This is a genomic window from Luteimonas aquatica (genome assembly GCF_022662575.1).
Lineage (GTDB): Bacteria > Pseudomonadota > Gammaproteobacteria > Xanthomonadales > Xanthomonadaceae > Luteimonas > Luteimonas aquatica.
The window spans coordinates 144447-168353 of the sequence record NZ_JALBFU010000002.1; the positions used below are offsets into that span (position 1 = coordinate 144447).

The 23907-nt window shown below is 70.2% G+C and carries 23 protein-coding genes; 14 read left to right on the forward strand and 9 right to left on the reverse strand.

Translation table 11 applies throughout. The annotated features are described in order from the left end of the window. Positions 1-73: 73 nt before the first annotated feature. Complete coding sequence (gene putA / locus MD221_RS06700) at positions 74-3307, reverse strand: bifunctional proline dehydrogenase/L-glutamate gamma-semialdehyde dehydrogenase PutA (protein WP_242110656.1); 3234 nt, start codon at positions 3305-3307, stop codon at positions 74-76. A gap of 311 nt (positions 3308-3618) precedes the next feature. Between putA and coxB the strand changes: the two genes are divergently transcribed. From coxB to MD221_RS06720, 5 genes are all read left to right on the forward strand, one after another. Continuing rightward, entirely contained in the window at positions 3619-4605 is a 987-nt protein-coding gene (coxB, locus tag MD221_RS06705) for a cytochrome c oxidase subunit II (protein ID WP_242108805.1), read from the forward strand. Positions 4606-4633: 28 nt separating this feature from the next. Continuing rightward, a complete protein-coding gene (gene ctaD, locus MD221_RS06710; protein ID WP_242108807.1) occupies positions 4634-6259 on the forward strand; it encodes a cytochrome c oxidase subunit I in 1626 nt (541 codons plus the stop codon). Between the two features lie 5 nt (positions 6260-6264). Then, positions 6265-6396 carry a hypothetical protein gene (locus tag MD221_RS17505; RefSeq protein WP_277928880.1) on the forward strand — a complete coding sequence of 44 codons (132 nt, stop codon included), beginning with the start codon at positions 6265-6267 and terminating at the stop codon, positions 6394-6396. Further along, complete coding sequence (locus tag MD221_RS06715; protein WP_242108810.1) at positions 6393-6980, forward strand: cytochrome c oxidase assembly protein; 588 nt, start codon at positions 6393-6395, stop codon at positions 6978-6980. Before MD221_RS17505 ends, MD221_RS06715 begins: the two co-directional genes overlap by 4 nt. A 156-nt stretch (positions 6981-7136) precedes the next feature. Next, positions 7137-8018, forward strand: a complete 882-nt coding sequence (locus tag MD221_RS06720; protein WP_242108812.1) for a cytochrome c oxidase subunit 3 — start codon at positions 7137-7139, stop codon at positions 8016-8018. 118 nt (positions 8019-8136) lie between these two features. On the opposite strand, the gene MD221_RS06725 is transcribed toward MD221_RS06720, so the two are convergent. After that, complete coding sequence (locus MD221_RS06725; protein WP_242108814.1) at positions 8137-8355, reverse strand: twin transmembrane helix small protein; 219 nt, start codon at positions 8353-8355, stop codon at positions 8137-8139. A gap of 53 nt (positions 8356-8408) precedes the next feature. Between MD221_RS06725 and MD221_RS06730 the strand changes: the two genes are divergently transcribed. From MD221_RS06730 to MD221_RS06745, 4 genes are read left to right on the forward strand one after another with little or no spacing between them, the layout of a single operon-like run. Next, positions 8409-9146 carry an SURF1 family protein gene (locus tag MD221_RS06730; RefSeq protein ID WP_242108816.1) on the forward strand — a complete coding sequence of 246 codons (738 nt, stop codon included), beginning with the start codon at positions 8409-8411 and terminating at the stop codon, positions 9144-9146. Further along, a complete protein-coding gene (locus MD221_RS06735) occupies positions 9143-9724 on the forward strand; it encodes a hypothetical protein (protein WP_242108818.1) in 582 nt (193 codons plus the stop codon). Before MD221_RS06730 ends, MD221_RS06735 begins: the two co-directional genes overlap by 4 nt. A 31-nt stretch (positions 9725-9755) precedes the next feature. Further along, positions 9756-10940 carry a COX15/CtaA family protein gene (locus MD221_RS06740; protein ID WP_242108819.1) on the forward strand — a complete coding sequence of 395 codons (1185 nt, stop codon included), beginning with the start codon at positions 9756-9758 and terminating at the stop codon, positions 10938-10940. Continuing rightward, positions 10937-11872: a heme o synthase gene (locus tag MD221_RS06745; protein WP_242108821.1), complete on the forward strand. Its 936-nt coding sequence runs from the start codon at positions 10937-10939 to the stop codon at positions 11870-11872. The genes MD221_RS06740 and MD221_RS06745 overlap by 4 nt, the downstream gene beginning before the upstream one ends. 7 nt (positions 11873-11879) lie before the next feature. Here the strand turns inward: MD221_RS06745 and MD221_RS06750 are convergent, their stop codons facing one another. From MD221_RS06750 to MD221_RS06760, 3 genes are all read right to left on the reverse strand, one after another. Further along, a complete protein-coding gene (locus MD221_RS06750; protein ID WP_242108823.1) occupies positions 11880-12902 on the reverse strand; it encodes a bile acid:sodium symporter family protein in 1023 nt (340 codons plus the stop codon). A gap of 142 nt (positions 12903-13044) precedes the next feature. Continuing rightward, positions 13045-13791, reverse strand: coding sequence for an abortive infection system antitoxin AbiGi family protein (locus MD221_RS06755; RefSeq protein WP_242108825.1), 747 nt, complete (start codon positions 13789-13791; stop codon positions 13045-13047). 41 nt (positions 13792-13832) lie between these two features. Then, the gene (locus tag MD221_RS06760) at positions 13833-15845 is read right to left on the reverse strand and encodes a S9 family peptidase (RefSeq protein ID WP_242108827.1); all 2013 of its coding nucleotides are present in this window, start codon (positions 15843-15845) and stop codon (positions 13833-13835) included. Between the two features lie 279 nt (positions 15846-16124). On the opposite strand from MD221_RS06760, the gene MD221_RS06765 reads away from it, so the two are divergent. Beyond that, the gene (locus tag MD221_RS06765) at positions 16125-17606 is read left to right on the forward strand and encodes a CshA/CshB family fibrillar adhesin-related protein (RefSeq protein WP_242108830.1); all 1482 of its coding nucleotides are present in this window, start codon (positions 16125-16127) and stop codon (positions 17604-17606) included. After that, a complete protein-coding gene (locus tag MD221_RS17630) occupies positions 17492-18130 on the forward strand; it encodes a prealbumin-like fold domain-containing protein (RefSeq protein WP_425602231.1) in 639 nt (212 codons plus the stop codon). The genes MD221_RS06765 and MD221_RS17630 overlap by 115 nt, the downstream gene beginning before the upstream one ends. A gap of 27 nt (positions 18131-18157) precedes the next feature. On the opposite strand, the gene dnaG is transcribed toward MD221_RS17630, so the two are convergent. The 4 genes from dnaG to rpsU form a co-directional block, all read right to left on the reverse strand. Beyond that, entirely contained in the window at positions 18158-19885 is a 1728-nt protein-coding gene (gene dnaG, locus MD221_RS06775) for a DNA primase (RefSeq protein WP_242108832.1), read from the reverse strand. Between the two features lie 173 nt (positions 19886-20058). Continuing rightward, positions 20059-20619 carry a GNAT family N-acetyltransferase gene (locus MD221_RS06780; protein ID WP_242108834.1) on the reverse strand — a complete coding sequence of 187 codons (561 nt, stop codon included), beginning with the start codon at positions 20617-20619 and terminating at the stop codon, positions 20059-20061. A gap of 75 nt (positions 20620-20694) precedes the next feature. Beyond that, the gene (locus MD221_RS06785; RefSeq protein WP_242108836.1) at positions 20695-21141 is read right to left on the reverse strand and encodes a GatB/YqeY domain-containing protein; all 447 of its coding nucleotides are present in this window, start codon (positions 21139-21141) and stop codon (positions 20695-20697) included. 200 nt (positions 21142-21341) lie between these two features. Continuing rightward, entirely contained in the window at positions 21342-21557 is a 216-nt protein-coding gene (gene rpsU / locus MD221_RS06790; protein ID WP_056134345.1) for a 30S ribosomal protein S21, read from the reverse strand. A 268-nt stretch (positions 21558-21825) separates the two neighbouring features. On the opposite strand from rpsU, the gene tsaD reads away from it, so the two are divergent. The 3 genes from tsaD (at position 21826) to folK (ending at position 23866) form a co-directional block, all read left to right on the forward strand. Then, positions 21826-22884: a tRNA (adenosine(37)-N6)-threonylcarbamoyltransferase complex transferase subunit TsaD gene (gene tsaD, locus MD221_RS06795; RefSeq protein WP_242108838.1), complete on the forward strand. Its 1059-nt coding sequence runs from the start codon at positions 21826-21828 to the stop codon at positions 22882-22884. Positions 22885-23015: 131 nt separating this feature from the next. Then, entirely contained in the window at positions 23016-23369 is a 354-nt protein-coding gene (folB, locus tag MD221_RS06800; RefSeq protein WP_242108841.1) for a dihydroneopterin aldolase, read from the forward strand. After that, a complete protein-coding gene (gene folK, locus MD221_RS06805; protein ID WP_242108842.1) occupies positions 23369-23866 on the forward strand; it encodes a 2-amino-4-hydroxy-6-hydroxymethyldihydropteridine diphosphokinase in 498 nt (165 codons plus the stop codon). Before folB ends, folK begins: the two co-directional genes overlap by 1 nt. Positions 23867-23907: the final 41 nt, after the last annotated feature.

A 23907-nucleotide genomic window follows, 5' to 3' on the forward strand; every position in this document is an offset into this window, starting at 1 on the left:
CGCCTCCCGGTCCAAGGCCGGGGTGATGCGCCGGGCGCTCCAGAAGATGCGGGAGCGCCCCTTCCCCCGCGCTTTATTCGCCCAGCGTCAGCAGCGAGGCGTTGCCGCCGGCCGCCGTGGTGTTGACCGTCACGGTCTTCTCCGTGGCGAAGCGCGGCAGGTAGTGCGGGCCGCCGGCCTTGGGGCCGGTGCCGGACAGGTTCTGGCCGCCGAAGGGCTGCACGCCGACCACCGCGCCGATCTGGTTGCGGTTGACGTAGACGTTGCCGACCCGGGCGCGGGCGGCGATGCGCTCGATGGTCTCGTCGATGCGCGAATGGATGCCCAGGGTCAGGCCGTAGCCGGTGGCGTTGATGGCGTCGATCACCGCGTCGAGCTGGTCGGCCTGCCAGCGGACCACGTGCAGGGCCGGGCCGAAGTTCTCGCGGGTGAGCTGGGAGAGCGACTGCAGCTCCCAGGCGCGCGGCGCGAAGAAGGTGCCGTGGGCGGTGGAGTCGTCGGTGCCGGCCTGCGCGATCGGCCTGGCGCTGCCGGCCATCTTCGCGGCGTGGTCCTCCAGCAGCTTCAGCGCGTCGGTGTCGATCACCGGGCCGACGTCGGTGGAGAGCAGCGCGGGATCGCCCACGCGCAGCTCGGCCATCGCGCCGGCCAGCATGTCGATCACCTTGTCGGCGATGTCGGCCTGCACGAACAGCACGCGCGCCGCCGAGCAGCGCTGGCCGGCCGAGGTGAAGGCGGAGGCGAGCGCGTCCTTGACCAGCTGCTCGGGCAGCGCCGAGGAGTCGGCGATCAGCGCGTTCTGGCCGCCGGTCTCGGCGATCAGCACGCCGATCGCGGCATCGCGCGCGGCCAGGGCGCGGTTGATGGCGCGCGCGGTGTCGGTGGAGCCGGTGAAGGCGACGCCGGCCACGCGCGGATCGCGGGTCAGCGCGGCGCCGACGGTGGCGCCGTCGCCGGGCAGGAACTGCAGCACGGCCTCGGGCACGCCGGCCTCGTGCAGCAGCTTCACCGCTTCGAAGCCGATCAGGTTGGTCTGCTCGGCGGGCTTGGCGATGACGCTGTTGCCGGCGGCGAGCGCGGCCGCGATCTGGCCGGCGAAGATCGCCAGCGGGAAGTTCCACGGACTGATGCACACGAACACGCCGCGCCCGGACAGCTGCAGGGTGTTGGACTCGCCGGTCGGGCCGGGCAGGGCCTCGGGCGCGAACAGCTTGCGCGCCTGGGCGGCGTAGTAGCGCAGGAAGTCGACGGCCTCGCGCACCTCGGCCACGCCGTCGGCGACGGTCTTGCCGGCTTCCCGGGTGCACAGGGCGATGTACTGCGGCAGGCGCTGTTCGAGCAGGTCGGCGGCGTGCTCGAGGATGGCCGCGCGCGAGGCGGCGGGCGTGGCGTCCCAGGCCGGCTGCGCCTGCACCGCGTTGCGCAGCGCCAGCTCCACGGTGGCGCTGTCGGCGGCCTGCCACTGGCCGACCTGCTGGCGGCGGTCGGCGGGGTTGCTGACCGCGATCAGCGGCCCGCCGACCTGGGCGCCCGGGACCAGCGGCGCGGCGCGCCACTGCGTGGCCGCGGCGCTGCCTTGAACAAACGCGTTCACCTGCTCGGCCAGGGCGCGCAGCTGATCGTCGTTGGCGAGGTTGACGCCCATGGAATTGCTCCTCTCAAAGCCTTGGCTGCGGTACAGATCGACCGGCAGCGGAATGCGGGGGTGGGGGATCGTCTCGAACGCGGCCACCGTTTCGACGGGATCGCGGATCAGCTCCTCGATCGACACGTCCTCGTCGGTGATGCGGTTGACGAAGCTGGAGTTGGCGCCGTTCTCGAGCAGGCGTCGCACCAGGTAGGGCAGCAGGTCCTCGTGCGACCCGACCGGGGCGTAGACGCGGCAGGGCACGTCGAGGCGGTCGGCGGGGATCACCTCCGCGTACAGGTCGTCACCCATGCCGTGCAGCTTCTGGAACTCGTAGCGATGCCCCTCGGCGCCGCGCGCCGGCAGCAGCGAGGCGGCCAGCCGGTGCACCGCGGCGATGGTGAGCGCGTTGTGCGTGGCGAACATCGGGTAGATCGCGTCCGCGGCCAGCAGCAGGCGCCGCGCGTTGGCCAGGTAGGAGACGTCGGTGTTGGGCTTGCGGGTGAACACCGGGTAGCCGGCCTGGCCCTCGACCTGCGCGCGCTTGACCTCCGAATCCCAGTAGGCGCCCTTGACCAGGCGCACCGGGATGCGGCGGCCGAGCCGGCGCGCCAGGTCGGCGATGAAGTCGATCACGAACGGCGCGCGCTTCTGGTAGGCCTGCACGACGATGCCGAAGCCGTGCCAGCCCTGCAGCGAGGGGTCGGCCAGCACCTGGGCGATGAGGTCGAGCGAGAGCTCCAGGCGGTCGGTCTCCTCGGCGTCGATGGTCAGGCCGATGCCGTAGCCCTTGGCCAGGCGCGACAGCTCCAGCAGGCCCGGGCCGAGTTCGGCCAGCACGCGGGCGCGCTGGCCGTGCTCGTAGCGCGGGTGCAGGGCGGAGAGCTTGACCGAGATGCTCGGAGCGGCGAGGACGTCCTGGAAAGGTCCACCGGCATCGCCTTGGCGATGCGGACCGGCATGTTTGCCGATGGCGTGGATCGCCTTGCGATACGACTCCAGGTAGCGCTGCGCGTCGCGCGCGGTCAGCGCCGCCTCGCCGAGCATGTCGAAGGAATAGCGGTAGGCGGCGTTCTCGCCCTTGCGCGAGCGCGTGAGCGCCTCCTCGATGGTGCGGCCCATGACGAACTGGTGGCCCATGATCCGCATCGCCTGGCGCACCGCCAGGCGGATCACCGGCTCGCCGACCCGGCCGATCAGGCGCTTGAAGGCGCCGTGCGCGTCGCGCTTGGTCTCGTCGGCCAGGTCGACCAGGCGGCCGGTCAGCATCAGGCCCCAGGTCGAGGCGTTGACCAGCACCGAGTCCGACTGGCCCATGTGCCGCTTCCAGTCGGCCTCGCCCAGCTTGTCGCGGATCAGCTTGTCGGCGGTGTCCTGGTCGGGGATGCGCAACAGGGCCTCGGCCACGCACATCAGCAGCACGCCTTCCTCGCTGCCGAGGTCGTACTGGCGCATGAAGGCCTCGATGGCGCCCTGGTCGCGGGCGTGGGCGCGGACGCGGCGGACCAGGTCGGCGGCGGTGGCCTGGATGGCCTGGCGGTCGGCCTCGCTCCAGTCGGGGTGGGGCTGGCGCGCCTGTTCGAGCAGTTCGCGCACATGGGCGGTCTCGTCGCGCGTCCAGGCGGCGGTGATGGCCGCGCGCAGGGGAGCCGGCGGGCCGGGGAGTTCGGGGGAGAGGATGGCGCTCACAAGGCACTCGGGACGCGTGAAGCCGGCAATTTTAGGACTTGCCGGCCCGCGAGGACAGGGCGGGGACGGGCCGCGCGCGCCGCCGCGGCGATCCCGCCGGGGCGTCCCTCGCGCCGCCGGGCGCGGCCCGCGCGGGGCCAACCTTGCCCGCAAATGCCTGCCGCCGCTACCATTTGCGGGTTATCCGCAGACCGCCGCCGCTTCCTGCGTGCTTTCCGGCCCCCGGCCGTGCAGGCCGGCCGTGGCCCGTCTACGGCCTTTCGCCTAGCCAGACGCCAACGAGGCACTCGGGGTTCGATGTGATGCAATTCGGTCTGCTCAAACAAGCGCTGCTCCCTCTGGCCCGCCATGGGCGGGCGAGCCTCACGCGATGGGCCGCGGGCCTGGCCCTGGCGGCGGCGTCCGCCAGCGCCCTTGCGCAGTCGGCCGATCCCAAGGAATGGCAGCTCAACATGGGGCCGGGCGTCACCCCGCTCTCGCAGCACGCCTACGACGCGCACATGTTCGTGCTGTGGGTGTGCGTGGTGATCGGCATCGTGGTGTTCGGCGCCATGGCCTACGCGATGTTCAAGTTCCGCAAGTCCAAGGGCGCGGTCGCCGCGCAGTTCAGCCACAACACCAAGGCCGAGATCGTCTGGACCATCGTGCCGGTGATCCTGCTGGTGATCATGGCCTACCCGGCCACCCAGAAGCTGATCGCCATGTACGACACCCGCGAAGGCGAGATGTCGGTGAAGGTGACCGGCTTCCAGTGGATGTGGAAGTACGAGTACCTGGGCGAGGGCGTGTCCTTCACCAGCCGCCTGGACCGCGAGAGCGACCGCGTGCGCCAGACCGGCGAGCGGCCGACCGCGGAGAGCAATCCGCACTACCTGCTCGACGTCGACAACCAGCTGGTCCTGCCCACCGACACCAAGATCCGCTTCCTGATCACCGGCGACGACGTCATCCACGCCTGGTGGGTGCCGGCGCTGGGCTGGAAGCAGGACGCCATCCCCGGCATCGTCAACGAGGGCTGGGCGGTCATCCAGAAGCCGGGCATCTACCGCGGCCAGTGCGCGGAGCTGTGCGGCAAGGACCACGGCTTCATGCCGATCGTGGTGAAGGCCGTGCCGAAGGAAGAGTTCAAGCAGTGGCTGGCGGCCGAGAAGGCCAAGAACGCACCGGCGCCGGCGGCACCCGCCGCGCCCGCGCCCGCCGCCCCCACCGAAGCCGCGCCGGCCGAGGCCGCGCCCGCGCCCGCCACCGCCGCGCAGCAATCCGACGCCACCGCGCCCGCGGCCGGTTGATCGCCAGCATTCCTTGAGGTCCTAGCTCATGTCCGCTACACATCCCGAAACCGTTGGACACCATGACGACCACTCGCACGAGCACAAGCAGAGTTTCGTCGAGCGTTGGTTCTTCTCGACCAACCACAAGGACATCGGCACGCTGTACCTGATCTTCAGCTTCGTCATGTTCATCATCGGCGCGGCGATGTCGGTGGTGATCCGCGCCGAGCTGGCCGAACCGGGCCTGCAGTTCGTCAATCCCGAGTTCTTCAACCAGATGACCACCATGCACGCGCTGGTGATGATCTTCGGCGGCGTGATGCCGGCCTTCGTCGGCCTGGCCAACTGGATGGTGCCGCTGCAGATCGGCGCGCCGGACATGGCGCTGCCGCGCATGAACAACTGGTCGTTCTGGATCCTGCCGTTCGCCTTCACCATGCTGCTGCTGACGCTGTTCCTGCCCGGCGGCGCGCCGGCCGGCGGCTGGACGCTGTATCCGCCGCTGAGCCTGCAGGGCGGCAGCAACGTCGCCTTCGCGATCTTCGCCATCCACATGATGGGCATCAGCTCGATCATGGGCGCGATCAACGTCATCGCCACCATCCTCAACATGCGCGCCCCGGGCGTGGACCTGCTGAAGATGCCGATCTTCTGCTGGTCCTGGCTGATCACCGCCTTCCTGCTGATCGCGGTGATGCCGGTGCTGGCGGGCGCGGTGACGATGCTGCTGACCGACAAGTTCTTCGGCACCAGCTTCTTCAACGCGGCCGGCGGCGGCGACCCGGTGATGTTCCAGCACATCTTCTGGTTCTTCGGCCATCCCGAGGTCTACATCATGATCCTGCCGGCCTTCGGCGTGGTCTCGGAGATCCTGCCGACGTTCTCGCGCAAGCCGCTGTTCGGCTACCAGGCGATGGTGTACGCGATCGCCTCGATCGCCTTCCTCAGCTTCATCGTCTGGGCGCACCACATGTTCGCCGTGGGCATGCCGCTGGGCGGCGAGATCTACTTCATGTACGCGACGATGCTGATCGCGGTGCCGACCGGCGTGAAGGTGTTCAACTGGGTCAGCACCATGTGGCAGGGCTCGCTGACCTTCGAGACCCCGATGCTGTGGGCGATCGCCTTCGTGATCCTGTTCACCATCGGCGGCTTCTCCGGCCTGATGTTGGCGATCGTGCCGGCCGACTTCCAGTACCACGACACCTACTTCGTGGTCGCGCACTTCCACTACGTGCTGGTGACCGGCGCGCTGTTCTCGATCATCGCGGCGACCTACTACTGGTGGCCGAAGTGGAGCGGGCGCATGTACAGCGAGAAGTGGGCCAAGTTCCACTTCTGGTGGACGGTGGTGTTCGTGAACCTGCTGTTCTTCCCGCAGCACTTCCTCGGCCTGGCGGGCATGCCGCGCCGCATCCCCGACTACAACGTGGTGTTCGCCGACTGGAACCTGATCAGCTCGATCGGCGCCTTCGGCATGTTCCTGACCCCGTTCATGATGATCGCCATCCTCGGCTGGTCGCTGAAGAAGGGCGCCCCGGCGCCGGCGCGTCCGTGGGAAGCGGCCAAGGGCCTGGAGTGGACGGTGCCCTCGCCGGCCCCGCACCACACCTTCTCCACGCCGCCGGTGATCAAGGAAGGCGATCTGGCGCACGGCGACATCACGCATTGAGCAAGATGACTCCCCAGCAGTTCACCAGCGATGACCTCCAGGCGCGCCGCAAGATGGCGCGGCGGACGGCGCTGTGGATCGCGCTGGTGGCGGCGGTGATCTACGGCGGCTTCATCCTCGGCGGGGCGCTGCGATGAGCATGCAGCGGCTGGGCGTGCTGAAGATGGTGGGCGTGGCGCTGGGCGCCTTCGCCTTCACCTTCGCGCTGGTGCCGCTGTACCGCATCGCCTGCGAGAAGGTGTTCGGCGTGCGCCTGGAAAAGGGCGCGGTGGGCGAGGAGCGCGCCGCCGCGCTGGAGACCAGGGGCGCCGCGGCGCAGGAGCGCTGGATCACCATCGAGTTCGACGGCGGCGTCAATTCCAAGCTGCCCTGGGCCTTCCATCCGGAGCAGACGCGCATGCGCGTGCGCCCCGGGCAGCAGTACGACACCCTCTTCTATGCCCGCAACAACGGCCAGCGCGCCATCGTCGGCAACGCCGTGCCCTCGATCTCGCCGGCGCGGGCGTCGGGCTACTTCAGCAAGACCGAATGTTTCTGCTTCACCGCGCAGACGCTGGCGGCGGGCGAATCGCGCGACATGCCGGTACGCTTCATCGTCGCCCCCGACCTGCCGCCGGAAGTGAACACGATCACGCTCTCCTATACCTTCTACAAGAACGACGCGCTTACCGCGCAGCTGGCGCCGGGTTCCGGCGCGGCCGCCTCGCGCGCCACGCAGTAAGCCGTAGCCCCTCTCCCGCCAGCGGGAGAGGGGTTGGGGTGAGGGTCGCTCTTCGCGAAATGCGAAAGGCACCCTCATCCGCCCCTTCGGGGCACCTTCTCCCGCCAGCGGGAGAAGGGCTCCGAGCCATACAACGCTTTTCTACGGACATCAGCCATGGCCCAAGCTCACGCCCACCACGACGCCAACATCTACTACGTGCCGCACGGCAGCCGCTGGCCGGTGTTCGCCTCCGTCGCCCTGTTCATCACCATGTTCGGGCTGGCGAGCTGGATGAACGAGGCCAGCTACGGCAAGAGCACGTTCTTCGTCGGCACGGTGATCCTGCTCGCCATCCTGTTCAAGTGGTTCGCCGACGTGATCCTCGAGTCGATCTCCGGCTACTACAACAAGCAGGTCGACACCTCGTTCCGCATGGGCATGGTGTGGTTCATCTTCTCCGAGGTGATGTTCTTCGCCGCGTTCTTCGGCGCGCTGTTCTACGCGCGCCAGTTCGCGCTGCCGCACCTGGGCGGCGACGCCAGCCGCATCATGACCAACGAGCTGCTGTGGCAGGGCTACAGCGCGGCCTGGCCGAGCAACGGCCCCGGCGCCATCGGCGGCCACTACCAGACCATCCCGCCGTGGGGTCTGCCGCTGCTCAACACGCTGATCCTGCTCACCTCGGGCATCACCGTGACCATCGCCCACCACGCGCTCAAGGCCGGCCACCGCAAGCAGCTGCTGGTGTTCCTGGGCCTGACCATCCTGCTCGGCGCGACCTTCCTGTACTTCCAGGCCGAGGAATACATCCACGCCTACACCGAGCTGAACCTGACGCTGGGCTCGGGCATCTACGGCTCCACCTTCTTCATGCTGACCGGCTTCCACGGCGCGCACGTCACGCTCGGCACGATCATGCTGGCGATCATCTGGCTGCGCTGCGCCAAGGGCCACTTCAAGAAGGACGACCATTTCGCCTTCGAGGCGGTGGCCTGGTACTGGCACTTCGTCGACGTGGTGTGGCTGGGGCTGTTCCTGTTCGTGTACGTGCTGTAAGGCCGGAAGCGGGGCTCGCCGGCGGCGAGCCCGCCCGGAGGCGGCGGGCCTGCCGCGCCGTCGCCGCGGATTTTTCAGTGCCTGCGCCGATCGATGCCGGCGAAGGCCATCGGTGCCCTCAGGCGCCGATCCCGTGCGGCTTGATCCAGCCCATGTAGATGGCCAGGACCACCAGCAGGATCAGCGCCACCGACAGCGCGATGCGGCGTGTGAGCGCGTTCACCGTGCGCTTGGTGCGGCCCTTGTCGACCAGCATGTAGTACAGGCCCGCGCCGAGGTTCCAGAGGATGATGATCAGGAAGGCGACGATCACCAGGGTTTTCAGCGAGTCGTTCATATCGGGCTCCGCGGGCGCGTGAGCGATTATCGCAGGCCCGGAAGCGAACGCGCATGAGCCGTCGCCGTCATCTGCCGCTGCTGTGGACGCTGGCCCTGCTGGTGGCCGCCGGCTTCTGCGCGCTGGGCGTCTGGCAGTACGGGCGGATGCAGCAGAAGCAGGCCCTGCTCGAGGCGGTGCACGCGCTGCTGCAGCGCCGCGAGGCGCAGCCGCTGGCGCTGGCCGGCGACCCGCGGCGCGCCGCAGCCTTCGACTGGGCGGCGGGCGAGGGCGAGTTCGTGCCCGGGCCGGCGGTGCTGCTGGACAACCAGCAGCGCGAGGACCGCGCCGGCGTGCGCGTGTTCCGGCCGTTCCGCCCCGCCGACGGCGCCGAGCCGCTGCTGGTCGAGCTGGGCTGGCTGCCGCTGCCCGGCGACCGCCGGCTGCCGTCGATCCCGCTGCCGGCCGGTCGCCAGCGCGTGCGGGGCCTGCTGGCGCCGCCGCCCTCGCACGGCATCCTCGCGGCCACCGCGACCGCGCAGCCGGACGGCACGCTGCTGGCCACCGGGCTCGACATGCCGGCGCTGGCGCGCGCGCTGAAGCTGCCGCGCCTGCCCGCGCGGGTGCTCAAGCTCGATCCGGCGCTGCCGCTGGGCTACGCGCGCGATCTGGACATCCTGCCCAATACGCTGCCGCCCGAGCGTCATCTAGGCTATGCGGTGCAGTGGTTTGCGCTGGCGCTGGCGGTGCTGGCCACGGCCCTGGTGCTGACCCTGCGCAAACCCAAGACTTCTCCGAGACCTCCGCGATGAACGCCACGCCCACGCCAGCACCACGCAGCCCGGAGCCGCGCAGGCGCAATCGCCTGATGCTGCTGGCCCTGGTCGCGGTGTTCTTCGTGCCGATCCTGGCGGCCTTCCTGCTCAACTGGGGCGGCGCGCTGCCCCCGCCCAAGACCAACGGCGAATACCTCAAGCCGATGCGCGATCTGCGCGCGCTCGCCCCGCGCCTGGCCGAGGGCGGCGAGTACCGCTGGGAGCCGGCCGCGCGGCGCTGGCGCGTGGTGATCGTGCCGCAGCCCGGCTGCGCGGAAGAATGCGTGGAGGCCGCGCGCAAGGTCGACCTGGTCTGGCAGCTGCTGGGCAAGAACGCCGACCACGTCGATATCCTCTGGCTCGGCGCGCCGCCGGCGCAGGCCAGGCGCAATGCCGCCACGCGCGTGCTGGAGCCCGCGCCGGCGCTGCTGGAGGCATTGCCGCGCGTGCCCGACGGCCGCGGCGTGCCGGTGTACGTGATCGATCCCAACGGCTTCGTGGTTCTGCGCTACGCTCCCGGTTTCGCGCCCAAAGGCCTGCTCGACGATCTGAACAAGCTGGTCAAGCTGATGTGATGGCGCCCGCATGATTCCGTCGTCCCCTTCCATGTCCGCAGCGAACGCTCCCGCTCCCGCCGGTACGCCGCCCGCCACGCCACGTCCGGCGGTCTACAGGCACTTCCACCGCATCGCCTGGCTGGCGGTGGCGCTGGCGCTGACGGTGATCGTGTTCGGCTCCTTCGTGCGGCTCTCCAATGCCGGCCTGAGCTGCCCCGACTGGCCCACCTGCTACGGGCGCGCCGCCTGGCCGACCGCGGCCAGCCAGGCGGTCGACCACGCGGCCACCGCGATCCGCCCGGTGGAGCCGCACAAGGCCTGGCGCGAGCAGTTCCATCGCATGATCGCCGGCCTGCTCGGCATGCTGGTGCTGACGCTGGCGCTGCTCTCGGCGCGCCGCCGCCGCCGCGGCGTGCTGCAGATCGTCGTCGCCGCGGGACTGGTGGCGCTGGCGATTCCGCTCTACATGCACGGCGAGCACGGGCTGGCCTCGGCGCTGGCGGTGCTCGGCGAGGCGGTGCTGCTGTTCGCCGCGCTGCGCTGGTCGAACCTGGATCTGGCGCGCGCCTCGGCGCTGACCCTGGCGGTGATCATCTTCCAGGCGCTGCTGGGCATGTGGACGGTCACCTGGCTGCTCAAGCCGATCGTGGTGATGGGCCACCTGCTCGGCGGCCTGCTCACGTTCTCGCTGCTGATCTGGATCGCCTGGCGCGCCACGCACCTGCCGATCCGCCTGGCCGACGCGGCGGTGCTGCGGCGCTGGCTGCTGGTCGCGCTGACGCTGCTCGGCATCCAGATCGCGCTCGGCGGCTGGGTCAGCGCCAACTACGCCGCGCTCGCCTGCGCCAACGATTTCCCCAAGTGCGTGGGCCGCTGGTGGCCGCCGCACGATTTCCGCGAGGGCTTCGTGCTGTGGCGCGGCATCGGCGTGGACTACGAGGGCGGCGTGCTCGACGGCGCCTCGCGCATCGCCATCCAGCTCGCTCACCGGATGATGGCGGTGGTCGCCTTCGCGGCGCTGATCGCCACCGCGGTGCGGCTGCTGCGCCTGCCCGGCCTGCGCGGCTGGGGCACGCTGCTGGCGCTGCTGGCCTGCGCGCAGGTCGCGCTGGGCATCGCCAACGTGGTGCTGTCGCTGCCGCTGCAGGTGGCGGTCGCGCATAACGCCGGCGCCGCGCTGCTGCTGTTCGTGCTGGTATCGCTGCTGGCGCGGTTGCGGCCGATCGACCCATGAGCGGCCCGGCTGTGAAGAACGTACTCGGCCAGTACTGGGAGCTGACCAAGCCGCGCGTGGTGGCGCTGATCGTGTTCACCGCGCTGGTGGGCATGTTCCTGGCCGTACCCGGGCTGCCGCCGCTGCGCGAGAGCGCGTTCGGCCTGCTCGGCATCTGGCTGGCGGCGGCGTCGGCCGCGGCGATCAACCACCTGATCGACCAGCGCATCGACAAGGTCATGGCGCGCACCGCGCACCGGCCGCTGGCCACCGGGGCGCTGCGCCCGGCGCAGGTGCTGGCCTTCGCGGTGTTCCTGGGTGCGGCCTCGATGGCGCTGCTGATCGCCCTGGTCAATCCGCTCACCGCCGGCCTCACCTTCGCCTCGCTGATCGGCTACGCGGTGATCTACACCGGCTTCCTCAAGCGCGCCACGCCGCAGAACATCGTCATCGGCGGCATCGCCGGCGCCGCGCCGCCGCTGCTGGGCTGGGCCGCGGTCACCGGCATGCGCAACGAGTGGGACTGGGCGCATGCGCTGCTGCTGGTGCTGATCGTCTTCGTCTGGACGCCGCCGCATTTCTGGGCGCTGGCGATCTTCCGCCGCGAGGACTACGCCCGCGCGCTGATTCCGATGCTGCCGGTCACCCACGGCGTCACCTACACGCGCTGGCAGATCCTGCTCTACACCCTGCTGCTGGTGGTGGCCACCGTGCTGCCCTGGGCGGCGGGGATGAGCGGCCTGTTCTACCTCGGCGGCGCGCTGGTGCTGGGCCTGGTGTTCGTGTGGTACGCCTGGAAGCTGATGAATCCGCCGGACGAGTTCTTCGCCATGCGCGTGTTCAACTATTCGGTGGTCTACCTGATGGCCCTGTTCGCCTTCCTGCTGGTCGACCACTGGCTGCTGCCGGTGCTGCAGCCCGGGCCGCTGCTGGAACTGGCGCCGGCGTCCTGAGGCCGGCTCAGTCGGCGATCTCGCCCTCGGCCGCCCGCGCGGACGCCGCCTGCCGCGCGCCGCGCGCGTAACGCTGCGCGACGTAAGCGCAGACGATCAGCTGGATCTGGTGGAACAGCATGATCGGCAGCACGATCGCCCCGAGGCTGCCGCCGGCGAACAGCACCTTGGCCATCGGCACGCCGGTGGCCAGGCTCTTCTTCGAGCCGCAGAACACGATCGCGATCTCGTCCTCGCGCGAGAAGCCCAGCCGGCGCGAGGCATAGGTCAGCAGGGTCATCACCAGCGCCAGCAGCACGCAGGCGATCAGCGCCACCGCCAGCAGCGCGTCGACCGGCGTCTTGCGCCACAGGCCTTCGATGACCGAAGCGCTGAAGGCGGTGTAGACCACCAGCAGGATCGTGCCCTGGTCGGTGTAGCGCAGCACGCCGCGATGGCGGTCCACCCAGGCGCCGATCCAGGGCCGCAGCAGATGGCCGGCCACGAAGGGCAGGAGCAGCTGTCCCATGATGCTGCCGATCGCCTGCAGCGGATGCGCCATGGCGGCGCCGGCGCCGCTTTGGGTGCCGGCCAGCAGGCCCATCAGCAGCGGCGTAAGGAACACGCCGAGCAGGCTCGAGGCCGAGGCGCTGCACACCGCCGCCGGCACGTTGCCGCCGGCCATCGAGGTGAAGGCGATCGAGGACTGCACCGTCGAGGGCAGCGTGCACAGGAACAGCACGCCCAGGTACAGCTCCGGGGTGAGCAGCCAGTGCGACAGCGGCTTGCCGGCCAGGCCCAGCAGCGGGAACAGCACGAAGGTGCTGGCGAAGATCATCAGGTGCAGCCGCCAGGCGGCCAGGCCGGCGACGATCGCCTCGCGCGCCAGCTTGGCCCCGTGCAGGAAGAACAGCGCGCCGATCGCCACGTCGGTGACGATGTCCATGACGCGCTCCGGCGTACCGGAGAGCGGCAGCAGCGAGGCGAGCAGGACGGTGGCCAGCAGCGCGAGCGTGAAGGGATCGATGCGGAATCGGGACGGGAGCGGCATGCGCGCAGTCTAGCGCCCGGCGCGCGGCGGTCCGCTGCGCCGTCGCGGCACGCTGCGTCCCGCCTGGCGGGGGCGCGCTTCGGTCAGGCCCGCCGGCCGGGCGAGCCAGCGGGCGCGAACCGTCACGCGGCGCTGGCAGGTTTCAGACGTCCGCCCGGATCTGCTCGGCGGTGAAGATGCAGGTGGTCAGGCGATCGATTTCGTCGACATAGCATCTGGATTTCATCGTCTTGCGCAAATGATCGATGAAGTCGGAGATTTCAGAGTTCTTGCCGATGATGATGTACTGGATGTCCGCGGGCTTGAAGTCCAGCACCAAGGGGGCCAGCATCTTGTCGGAGAGCGCCTTGTTGGCGGGGTTGTCATGCCATTCGGCCGAGACGACCATGTAGGGATAGGCGTCGTGGTCGGGCACGTAGCGCCATTCACGCTCGTCCGAGAAGCGGTAATTGGGGATGGTCTTGTTCTTGCGCGTCAGGTCGTTCTCGTAGTTCTTGATGTAGCGGACGATGTCGACCAGCCCGCGGGTCTCGGCCGGAAGGTCCTCGATCTCGTGGTCGGATTCGTACACGTAGTGGTTGAATGCGGTCTTGTAGCTCTTGGACAGGGACGAGTCCTTGGACATGTACAGCACCGGGTTGAGTCCCTTGCGCACGGCCCAGGCCTTGGTCAGGCCGATGCCGTACTCGCCGTACTTGTCCAGGTGGTCCTTGATCTTCGAGAACGGGATGTCGCAGAAACTCACCATCGGCACGCAGAAGCTTCCCGGCTGCGTATCGAGGACGACGGTTTCCCTGCACAACTTGATCCTGAATCCCTTCTCGAGGATGCCCTTCAGGGCATCGGGTTCCCTGGTGAAGTGAATCACCGTGCTGCTGCTCAAAGACATGTCCCTATCCCCCCGTGGTCGTCCGTTCGTTGCGGTGCCGCCTATTCCTGCTTGTCCAGAAGATGCCGCTGCCAGAACAGCACGGAGGCGGCGGTGTAGTAGTCGCTGTTGGACTTCTTCTTGAAGCCGTGCCCCTCGTCGTCGAACATCAGGAACCACACCGGCTGGCCGTTGCCGCGCACCGCCTTGGCGATCTGCTCGGCTTCGGTGTAGGGCACGCGCGGATCGTTCTTGCCCTGCGCCACGAACAGCGGCGAGCGGATCTTGCCGGCGTTCTTCAGCGGCGAGATGCGCTCGAAGGTCGCGCGCATCTCCGGCACCCGCTCGTCGCCGTATTCCACGCGGCGCAGGTCGCGGCGGTAGCTCTCGGTGTTGTTGAGGAAGGTGACGAAGTCGGAGATGCCGACCAGGTCGATGCCGGCGCGGATGCGGTCGCTGTAGTGGACCAGCGAGGCCAGCGTCATGTAGCCGCCGTAGCTGCCGCCGGTCACGCCCACGCGCCGGGCGTCCAGCTCGGGCTGCTGGCCGATCCAGTCGAGCAGGGCGCCGATGTCCTTCACCGAGTCCTCGCGCTTCTCGGCGTTGTCCAGCGTCAGGTAGGTCTTGCCGTAGCCGGAGGAGCCGCGCACGTTGGGCACCAGCACCGCCACGCCGAGCTCGTTGACCAGGAACTGGATGCTCGGGCTGAAGCTCGGCAGCGCCTGCGATTCCGGGCCGCCGTGGATGTTGACGATCACCGGCACTTTCGCGCCGGCGGCCGCCTTGGCCGGGCGGTAGTAGAAGGCGGGAATGGTGCGCCGGCCCTTGTCGGATCCGCCGTCGACGACGCTGTCGAAGGTGGGGAAGCGCACCAGCGTGGGCGCCACGAACCTGGCGGTGTCCAGGCCGCCGACCTCGCTGCGCGTCCAGCGCGTGAGCTTGGCGACCGCGCCCCCGTCGGGTAGGTCGATGACGTAGGCGTCGGTGGGCGAGGTGGCGGTGTTCAGGCTCACCGCCAGGCGCTTGCCGTCGGGCGAGAAGCGCAGCCCGCCGATCAGGCCGATCGGCAGCTCCGGCAGCGCCACCGGCGCGTGCGAGGGCAGCGCGAGCACGTGCAGGCGCGCGATGCCGTCCTCGTTGGTGGCGAAGGCCAGGTGCTTGCCGTCGCCGGAGATCTCCAGGTCGGTGACGTCCCAGGGAATGTCGGCGCTCAGCGCCTTGAGCGTGCCGCTGGCCGGGTCGTGGTAGCGCAGCACCAGGAATTCGCTCGGCTTGCCGTCGATGGGTTCGTCGGAGACGAAGTACACGGCCTTGCCGTCCGGGGCGAACTTGAACGGGCCGAAGGCGGCCTTGCCGCCGTCGACGGGAAACATCCGCAGCTTGCCGGTCGCCAGGTCGACGATGCCCGGATAGGCTTCCGCCGCCGACACGCCCTTGAACACCAGCAGCTGCTTGCCGTCGGGCGAGAAATCCAGGGCCTCCCAGGAGCCGCCCTCGGTGACCACCGGCCTGGCCTGCCCGGTGGCGAGATCGCGCACCCACACGTCGGTGTCGGTGCCGTTGCGCGCGGTGCTGCTGTAGGCCAGCAGCTTGCCGTCGTGCGAGAACGTCGCGCTGTCGTTCTTGCTGCGCTTGCCGTCGGTGAGCAGCGTCGCGCCGCGCGTCTTCAGGTCGTACCAGTACAGCTGCTGGAACTCGTTGCCGCCGACGTCGCGCGCGAACACGAAGCCGTCGCGTCCCGAGGCCGCCGGCGCCACGGCCGTCTGGCTGATCGGTTCGTCGTAGAAGGTGATCTGCTCGCGCATGCCCAGCGGCTCGCAGACGCGGTGCGCCTGGCTGGTTTCGGCGAAGCGCGTGCTGACCAGCAGGCAGCCGTCCTGCGTCCAGCCGCTGACCGCGGCGCCGCGGGTGTTCTGGTAGCGGTTGAGCTGCTCGAGCAGCGCCGGGGGAATGGCCGGGATGTTCTCGCTGACGCGGTTGCCCTGCTGTTCGCGAACGACGTCCTGCGCGGCGTGCGCGGCACAGGTGCAGGCGCCGGCGACGGCCGCGAACAGCAGGCGGTGGATGAGCTTCATGCTGGATTCCCCGGAGACGAAAGCGGCAGTCTAGCGCAAGGGTCGTGGCGGGCCGCGCGGGCCCCGGCCCGGCGCGATGCGGGCCCGCATGCGGAACTGCGAATGCATCGTGGTTCCGTCGCGGCCGGAATCGGCATAGTGAGCGGTTTGAAGCGAACGATGCCGCGCGCACGCGATTCAGGATTGTAGAGCCCGAGTGAGACGGCGAACGCCGCCTGTTGGGTATGGTGCAACGAGGTTGTGGAGGGGAGCGGCATGCGGGCGTGGAAGCGGGGTGGAATGCTGGCGCTGCTCGCCGCGGCGGCGCTATGGACGCCGATCGCGAGCGCGCAATTCGCCACCGGCGGCACCGGCCTGCATCGCGGGCGCATCTTCTGGGTGGACTGGGGCAACAACGGCCAGAACGTCTATAGCGGCGCGACCATCACGCGCGGCTTCAACGTCGATACGCCGGCCTCCCCGGCCAACCGCCTGGACATCACCTGCACCCTCGGCGGCGCGCAGACCACGCGCGGCACCGCCGGCCTGTTCGTGTACACGCCCGGCGGCTGGCAGGGCGACGGCCTCGACGAGCTGTACAACATCGGCGGCAACCAGCCGGGGCAGGGGACCAATCCGAACACGCTTTCCATCGGCCTGCGCACCAACAACGGCGCCACCGTGGAATTCAACTTCAACTGCAGCGCCACGCTCGGCGGGCAGCCGTTTACCCTGGCGGGACTGGTGTTCGCCGACGCCGAATCCAGCGGCGGCACCGAGTACGTGGCCGCGCGCCTGACCGGCGGCGGCACGCTGCGCATCATCGACCAGATCGCGCAGTGCCGGACGCCGGCCAACGCCACCCGCACCAACGTCACCGTCACCGGCACGCCGTCGGAGATCCGCTTCAACGGTCCGGCCTCGCCCTTCACCAGCTGCGAGGCCAATGCCACGCCGTCGCTGCGCGCCGGTCCGGTGCTGGTCGGCTACATCGACGGCGCCACCTCGGCGCGGGTGATCGTGCAGGGCGGCGGCATCTCCGCGGTGGCGGTGGGCACGGTGATCGAACTGGAATTCTCCGAGGCCATTCCCTCCAGCTACGGCAATGCCACGCACGTGCTCGGCGCGGCATGGAGCGGCGGCGTGGCGGTGAGCGGCGGCGACTTCAACAATCCGGCGAACCTGGCCACGCCCGTCCTCGGGCCGCGGCTGGGCGCCACGCGCGAGCCCGATGCCGACGCCAACGGGCCGATCGGCGGCGCCGACGTCGATGCCCTGCCCAAGCGCAGCGGCCCGGCCGGAAGCGGCTACGCCGACGTGCCGCCGCCCGACCAGTTGCCCGGCGGCACCTACACCATTGCCAACGTCGCCTGCGCCGGCGTCGCTTCCGTCGCCGGCTGGATCGATTTCAACGGCAACGGCGCCTTCGATACCGGCGAGCGCTCGGGCGTGGCCAGCTGTCCGGCCGGAAGCAACACCGTCGCGCTGACCTGGACGCTTCCGGCCAACTATCTGCCGCAGGCCACCAGCTACATGCGCCTGCGCGCCTGCGCGCCTCGACCTCGGCCAGCGCGCTGGCGACGCCGACCGGCGTGGCGCCCGAGGGCGAAGCGGAGGACTACCGCATCACGCTGCCGCAGCTGGTGCCGACGGTGGCGATCGCCAAGATCACCCAGGGCGGCGTCGGCACGTTCTCCTTCACCGGCAGCAACGGCATCCCGGCCCAGTCGCTCACCACCACCGCGCCCGGCACCGCGGTCACCGGCACGCCGGCGCCGTTGACCACCGCCGGCGCGCCGACCACCGTGACCGAGGGCGCCTCGAGCACCGCGAGGCTGAGCGCGATTGCCTGCACCGGCCTCGGCGCGGGCGGCACGGCCACGCCCGACCTGGCCAACCGCAGCGTGGCGCTGGATGCGGCGGCGACGGCGATCGGCGCGGCGATCACCTGCACCTTCACCAACGTCATCGGCGCCGATCTTTCGGTCACCAAGACCAATACGCCCGCGGCCGGGCCGGGCGACCAGGCCGGCGATACCGTCACTTCCGGCGCCACCGTCAACTACGCCATCGCGGTGAGCAACAACGGCCCCGGCAGCGCCGACAACGCCGTGCTGCGCGATCCGCCGCCGACCAACATGACCTGCTCGACCGCGACCTGCGGCGGCCAGGTCGGCGGCGCGCAATGTCCGGCCGCGACCGGCCCCGCGCTGCTGGCGGCGCTGCAGTCCGGCGGCGGCGTGGCGATCCCGGCGTTGCCCTCGGGCGGGCGGCTGACGGTGACGATGACCTGCGTGATCAACTGACGGCGTCGCGGCGGCGGTGCCGCGCGGTCAGCCGGCCTTGCCGGCCAGCAGCGCGCGCAATTCGGTCTTGTCCGCCTCGTCCAGGCCCGACTGCCGCTGCTTGTCCTGCAGCTCCTCCACGCGCTGGCGCAGTGTCTGCTTGTCCAGCTGCGCGATGGTGTCGAGGAACTCGCGCTGCCAGGCGGCCTCCTCGCCGGGCTGCTCCTGGCTGGCGAGCTTCTGCAGCGCCGCGGCCTCCTCGCGGCCTGCGAAGTGTTCGAGCAGGGCGCCGGTGGTGATCTCCGGGCGCGCGCTGACCAGGGCGATGAGCTCGGTGAGCAGCTCGATCCCGGGCTGGCGCAGCTGGATGAAACGGTAGGGCGGCGCGAGCTCCAGCGCCAGCGCCGGTTTCTGCAGCAGCAGCGCGATGGCGCCGCGCACCAGGCTGCGCTTGGGCGCGGTGGCCGGCGCCGTGCCGCGCGCGCGCTGCGCGGGCACGTGCGTGTCGGGCGTGCTGGCGCGCGCGCCCACGCCGGTCAGTTCGGTCAGGTGCTGGCGCATCAGGTCGCCGAAGGCGCCGTCGGGAATCTGCGCCAGCATCGGCCTGGCGCGCTCGGCCAGGCGCGCTTTGCCGTCGAGCGTGGCGAGGTTGACGTCGGCCGAGAGCGAGTCGAACAGGAACTGCGACAGCGGCGTGGCCTGGCGCAGGCGCGCGTCGAACCCGTCCGCGCCCTCGCTGCGCACCAGCGTGTCCGGATCCTCGCCCTCGGGCAGGAACAGGAAGAAGGCCTGGCGCCCGTCGCGCATGCGCGGCAGCACCGATTCCATCGCGCGCGTGGCGGCCTTGCGCCCGGCGTTGTCGCCGTCGAAGCAGAAGTACACGTCGGGCGCGTTGCGGAACAGCAGCTCGGCGTGGTCGGGCGTCGTCGCCGTGCCGAGCGTGGCCACCGCCTGCGTCACGCCGTGCTGGAACAGCGCGATCACGTCCATGTAGCCCTCCACCACGATCAGCCGCTCGATCTTCTGGTGCGCCTGGCGCACCTGCCACAGGCCGTAGAGCTCGCGGCCCTTGTGGAACAGCGCGGTCTCCGGCGAGTTGAGGTACTTGGGGGAATGGTCGGGATCGAGCACGCGGCCGCCGAAGGCGATGGCGCGGCCGCGGCGGTCGAGGATCGGGAACATCACCCGGTCGCGGAACTTGTCGTACACCGCGCCCTTGTCGCTCTTGGAGAGCAGGCCGGCGCGGTCGAGCAGGTTCAGCCGCCGCGGATCGGTGCCGAGCGCGTCCTTGAGCGCGGAGAAGCCCTCCGGCGCGTAGCCGACGGCGAACTGCGCGCGCACCGCCTCGTCGACGCCGCGCCCGTCCAGATAGGCGCCGGCCTTGGCGCTGGTGCCGAGCTGCCTGCGGAAGAACTGCGAGGCGGCTTCCAGCGCCGCGTACAGGTCGCGGCTGTCGGAGTTCTCGTTGCGCTGCTGGGTCTCGCGCGGCACTTCCATGCCGGCGCGCTTGGCCAGATCGTCGACCGCGTCGAGGAATTCGAGGCGGTCGTAGTTCATCAGGAACGAGATCGCCGTGCCGTGCGCGCCGCAGCCGAAGCAGTGGTAGAACTGCTTAGTCGGCGAGACGGTGAACGAGGGCGAGCGCTCGTCGTGGAAGGGGCAGCGCGCCGAGTATTCCTTGCCCTGGCGCTTGAGCGGCACCCGCGCGCCGATCACCTCGACGATGTCCGTCCGGGCGAGCAGGTCGTCGATGAAGGCGTCGGGGATGCGGGCCATGCGCCCATGATCGCATCTGTGTAAAGCCCCGGCTGGCCGGCGAGGGGCCGGGTGGCCGCGGTCGGTGCCGGGACGCTGCCGGCCGGCCCATCGGCGACTCCATCGGCGACTAGGGGGGGGCCGATCTCGGAAGCCCTCGTTGCGCGCGTTCGGGTGAACGCCGCGGCGGGGCTTCAGGACGAAGCGGTCTCGGGGAGGGCGATTCCGCTCGCCTGGAACTGCCCGGCCAGCGCGCGCAGCGCCTCGCCGTCGAGCCGCTGCACGGTCCACTCGTCCATGGCCACCGCGCCGAGCCGTCGGTAGAAGTCGATCGCCGGCGTGTTCCAGTCCAGCACCCACCATTCGAAACGGCCGCAGCCGCGCTCCACCGCCAGCCGGGCCAGGTAGCGCATCAGCAGCAGGCCGAGCCCGTGGCCGCGGAAGCGCGGTCGCACGAACAGGTCTTCCAGGTACAGCCCGCGCCGGCCGCGCCAGGTCGAGAAGTTGTGGAAGAACAGCGCGAAGCCGGCCGGCTCGCCGTCGATCTCGGCGATCACCACCTCCGCGCCCGGCTGCGCGCCGAACAGGCTCTCGGCCAGCAGCGCCTGGTCGGCGATCACGGCATCCGGCGCCCGCTCGTATTCGGCCAGCTCGCGGATGAAGGCCAGGATCAGCGGCACGTCGGCGCGCGTGGCGAAGCGCAGGCTCACGCTGGAAGCCGTGCGCGCCAAGGCGGGGGAAGGATCGCTGGACATGCCGCAAGCATGCCATAGGCCAGAAACGACAAAGCCGGGACATGCCCGGCTTTGTCGTGCGCAGGGCGCAGGAAATTACGGCGCCAGGCGCTTCTTCACCAGCGCCGACACCTGGCCCATGTCCGCCTGGCCGGCCAGCTTGGGCTTGAGCACGGCCATCAGCTTGCCCATGTCGGCCGGGCCGGCGGCGCCACTCTCGGCGATGGCCGACTCGATCGCGGCCACGATCGCCGCCTCGTCCATCTTGGCGGGCAGGTAGGCCTCGATCACCGCGATCTCGGCGCGCTCGACGGCGGCCAGGTCCTCGCGGCTGGCGTTTTCGTACTGGCTTACCGAGTCCTTGCGCTGCTTGACCATCTTGTCGAGCACGGCGACCACCTGGGCGTCGTCGAGCTCGATGCGCTCGTCGACTTCCTTCTGCTTGATCGCGGCGTTGATCAGGCGGATCACGCCCAGGCGATCCTTCTCGCCGGACTTCATCGCGGCTTTCATGTCGTCGGTGAGACGCTGCTTGAGGCTCATGGCAACTCCGGAGGGCTAACGGGGAGATCTATCTGGAGCAAGGCCCCTTGGTCAGGGGCGCGCGCCGAAGGCGCGGGGATCGGAGAAACATAGCGGGCCCCAAGGTCTTGCGCAGCAAGACTTCGGGTTTTTGCGTGCGCAGCACGCAAAAAAGCCGGCGACGCTTGCGCGTGCCGGCTTTGCGGACAAGCGAAGCTGCCTCAGTACAGGCGCTGGCGCTTGGTCACGTCGCGCGAGCTGCGGCGCGCCTGGCGCTTCACGGCCGCGGCGGCCTTGCGCTTGCGCTCCTGGGTCGGCTTCTCGTAGAACTCGCGCTTGCGGGTTTCGGCGAGCACGCCGGCCTTTTCGCAGGTGCGCTTGAAACGGCGCAGCGCAAACTCGAAGGGCTCGTTTTCGCGGACTTTGACGCTAGGCATGGAATCTCCGGAACACTGGGAAGCCGGCGCGCAGGGCGCGGGCTCTTGCAAATAAGGGGCTCGAACGCCACCGGGCTGTACCCGGCGAGCCGCGTATGATAGCCGCTGGCCTTGCGCGGGTGCAAGCCGATATGATGTAGGAACCCCCTGAGGCCATCCATGGCGCAACTTTTCACGCTCCATACCGCCCGGCCCGGCCATCCCTGGCCAGGCGTTCGGGAGCGCAGCAGACGCCTGGCGGGCGTCCGCTAAGCGCGCCCCCTCACCCATGCGCGTCCTAGGCATCGAAACCAGCTGCGACGAGACCGGCGTGGCCGTCTACGACACCGGCCTGTCCGGCGCGGCCGGCCTGCGCGCCCATGCCGTCTACAGCCAGATCGCTCTCCACGCCGAGTACGGCGGGGTGGTGCCGGAGCTGGCCAGCCGCGACCACGTGCGCAAGCTGCTGCCGCTGATCCGCCAGACCCTGGCCGAGGCCGGGCTGGGGGTGGAGGACCTGGACGGGGTGGCCTACACCGCCGGCCCCGGGCTGGTCGGGGCCCTGCTGGTCGGCGCCGGGGTGGCGCGTTCGCTGGCCTGGGCCCTGGACCTGCCGGCCATCGCGGTCCATCACATGGAGGGGCACCTGCTGGCCCCGCTGATGGAGGACGACCCTCCCGAGCCGCCGTTCGTGGCCCTGCTGGTCTCCGGCGGGCATACCCAGCTGGTCGCGGTGGAGGCCATCGGCCGCTACCGGCTGCTCGGCGAGACCCTGGACGATGCCGCCGGCGAGGCCTTCGACAAGACCGCCAAGCTCATGGGCCTGCCGTATCCCGGCGGGCCGCAGCTGGCGGCGCTGGCCGAGCAGGGCCGCCAGCGCCTGGGCGGAGCCGCCGGCCGCTACCGCTTCTCCCGGCCAATGACCGACCGACCCGGCCTGGATTTCAGCTTCTCCGGCCTGAAGACCCAGGTGCTGCTGGCCTGGCAGGGCAGCGACCAGAGCGAGGACACCCGCGCCGAGATCGCGCTGGGCTTCGAGGACGCGGTGGTCGAGACGCTCGCGATCAAGTGCCAGCGCGCGCTCGATGCGGCCGGCTGCAAGGTGCTGGTGGTGGCCGGCGGCGTCGGCGCCAACAAGCATCTGCGCGCGCGCCTGCAGCGCATGGCCGCCGAACGCGGCGGGCGCGTGTGCTTTCCGCGCCCGGCGCTGTGCACCGACAACGGTGCCATGATCGCCTTCGCCGGCGCGCTGCGCCTGGGCGCGGGACAGCGCGACGATGCCCAGGTGCACGTGACGCCGCGCTGGGACATGGCGGCGCTGGCGCCGGTGGGCGCGCCGATCGGCTGACGCGGGAGTCGATGCGACAGCCATTCTTTGCTTTGCCCGGCCGCGAAAAGCAAAATGGCTTCCGGCTTGCGCGGGAAGGATGGATTTCCGGCGTCCCGCCTGCCCCTTTTCCCTGGTATGCCGCCGCCCGCATGGACAAAGTCTTCATCGAAGGCCTCGAGATCGAGGCCCTGATCGGCATCTACGACTGGGAGCGGCGTATCCGCCAGCCGCTGCTGTTCGACCTGGAAATGGATTTCGACAACCGCAAGCCGGCCGCCAGCGACGACATCGCCGACACGCTCGACTACAAGGCGGTCAGCAAGCGGCTGATCGAATTCGTCTCGCAGTCCGACTACGGCCTGGTGGAGAGCCTGGCCGAGCGCTGCGCGCAGATCGTGCTGGACGAGTTCGGCGTGGCGCGCGTGCGCCTGAAGCTGAGCAAGCCCGGCGCGGTGCGCGGCGCGCGCGCGGTGGGCGTGATCATCGAGCGCGGCGCGGCCTGATGGCCACCGCGTACCTGAGCCTGGGCAGCAATGTCGAGGCCGAGACCCATATCGCCGCCGCGTTCGCTGCGCTGCGCGAACGCTTCCCGGGCGCGCGCTTCTCGGCGGTGTACCGCACCCGCGCGGTCGGATTCGAGGGCGCCGACTTCCTCAATGCCGGCGCCGCGATCGAGGCCGACCTCGATCCCTATGCCCTGGACGCCTGGCTGCACGCGCTGGAGGACGCGCACGGCCGCGACCGCGGCGGCCCGCGCTTCGGCGACCGCACGCTGGACCTGGATCTGGTGCTCTACGACGACCTGGTGCTGGACGGTCCGGGCCATCTGCAGTTGCCGCGCGGCGAGCTGCGCCATGCGTTCGTGCTGCGGCCGCTGGCCGAGATCGCGCCGGACGCCGTCGAGCCGCGCAGCGGACTGACGCTGGCGCAGCTGTGGGCGCGATCGCCGGAGCGCGATGCGGCGATGCAGCCGGTGCCCGGGCTCGAGGACGCGCCCTAGGCGCCCGGCCGTCGGGTGCTTTCGGTCCGAACGTCTGCCGG

Bases quoted from the DNA above. Each gene is read 5' to 3' on its own strand.
- rpsU (WP_056134345.1), bottom strand. From the start codon at position 21,557: ATGCCTAGCGTCAAAGTCCGCGAAAACGAGCCCTTCGAGTTTGCGCTG.
- MD221_RS06740 (WP_242108819.1), top strand. From the start codon at position 9,756: ATGTCCGCAGCGAACGCTCCCGCTCCCGCCGGTACGCCGCCCGCCACG.
- MD221_RS17505 (WP_277928880.1), top strand. From the start codon at position 6,265: ATGACTCCCCAGCAGTTCACCAGCGATGACCTCCAGGCGCGCCGCAAG.
- folB (WP_242108841.1), top strand. From the start codon at position 23,016: ATGGACAAAGTCTTCATCGAAGGCCTCGAGATCGAGGCCCTGATCGGC.
- MD221_RS06745 (WP_242108821.1), top strand. From the start codon at position 10,937: ATGAGCGGCCCGGCTGTGAAGAACGTACTCGGCCAGTACTGGGAGCTG.
- MD221_RS06735 (WP_242108818.1), top strand. From the start codon at position 9,143: ATGAACGCCACGCCCACGCCAGCACCACGCAGCCCGGAGCCGCGCAGG.
- MD221_RS06730 (WP_242108816.1), top strand. From the start codon at position 8,409: ATGAGCCGTCGCCGTCATCTGCCGCTGCTGTGGACGCTGGCCCTGCTG.
- ctaD (WP_242108807.1), top strand. From the start codon at position 4,634: ATGTCCGCTACACATCCCGAAACCGTTGGACACCATGACGACCACTCG.
- MD221_RS06750 (WP_242108823.1), bottom strand. From the start codon at position 12,902: ATGCCGCTCCCGTCCCGATTCCGCATCGATCCCTTCACGCTCGCGCTG.
- coxB (WP_242108805.1), top strand. From the start codon at position 3,619: ATGCAATTCGGTCTGCTCAAACAAGCGCTGCTCCCTCTGGCCCGCCAT.
- MD221_RS06760 (WP_242108827.1), bottom strand. From the start codon at position 15,845: ATGAAGCTCATCCACCGCCTGCTGTTCGCGGCCGTCGCCGGCGCCTGC.
- MD221_RS06715 (WP_242108810.1), top strand. From the start codon at position 6,393: ATGAGCATGCAGCGGCTGGGCGTGCTGAAGATGGTGGGCGTGGCGCTG.
- MD221_RS06725 (WP_242108814.1), bottom strand. From the start codon at position 8,355: ATGAACGACTCGCTGAAAACCCTGGTGATCGTCGCCTTCCTGATCATC.
- dnaG (WP_242108832.1), bottom strand. From the start codon at position 19,885: ATGGCCCGCATCCCCGACGCCTTCATCGACGACCTGCTCGCCCGGACG.
- tsaD (WP_242108838.1), top strand. From the start codon at position 21,826: ATGCGCGTCCTAGGCATCGAAACCAGCTGCGACGAGACCGGCGTGGCC.
- folK (WP_242108842.1), top strand. From the start codon at position 23,369: ATGGCCACCGCGTACCTGAGCCTGGGCAGCAATGTCGAGGCCGAGACC.
- MD221_RS06720 (WP_242108812.1), top strand. From the start codon at position 7,137: ATGGCCCAAGCTCACGCCCACCACGACGCCAACATCTACTACGTGCCG.
- MD221_RS06755 (WP_242108825.1), bottom strand. From the start codon at position 13,791: ATGTCTTTGAGCAGCAGCACGGTGATTCACTTCACCAGGGAACCCGAT.
- MD221_RS06780 (WP_242108834.1), bottom strand. From the start codon at position 20,619: ATGTCCAGCGATCCTTCCCCCGCCTTGGCGCGCACGGCTTCCAGCGTG.
- MD221_RS06785 (WP_242108836.1), bottom strand. From the start codon at position 21,141: ATGAGCCTCAAGCAGCGTCTCACCGACGACATGAAAGCCGCGATGAAG.
- MD221_RS06765 (WP_242108830.1), top strand. From the start codon at position 16,125: ATGCTGGCGCTGCTCGCCGCGGCGGCGCTATGGACGCCGATCGCGAGC.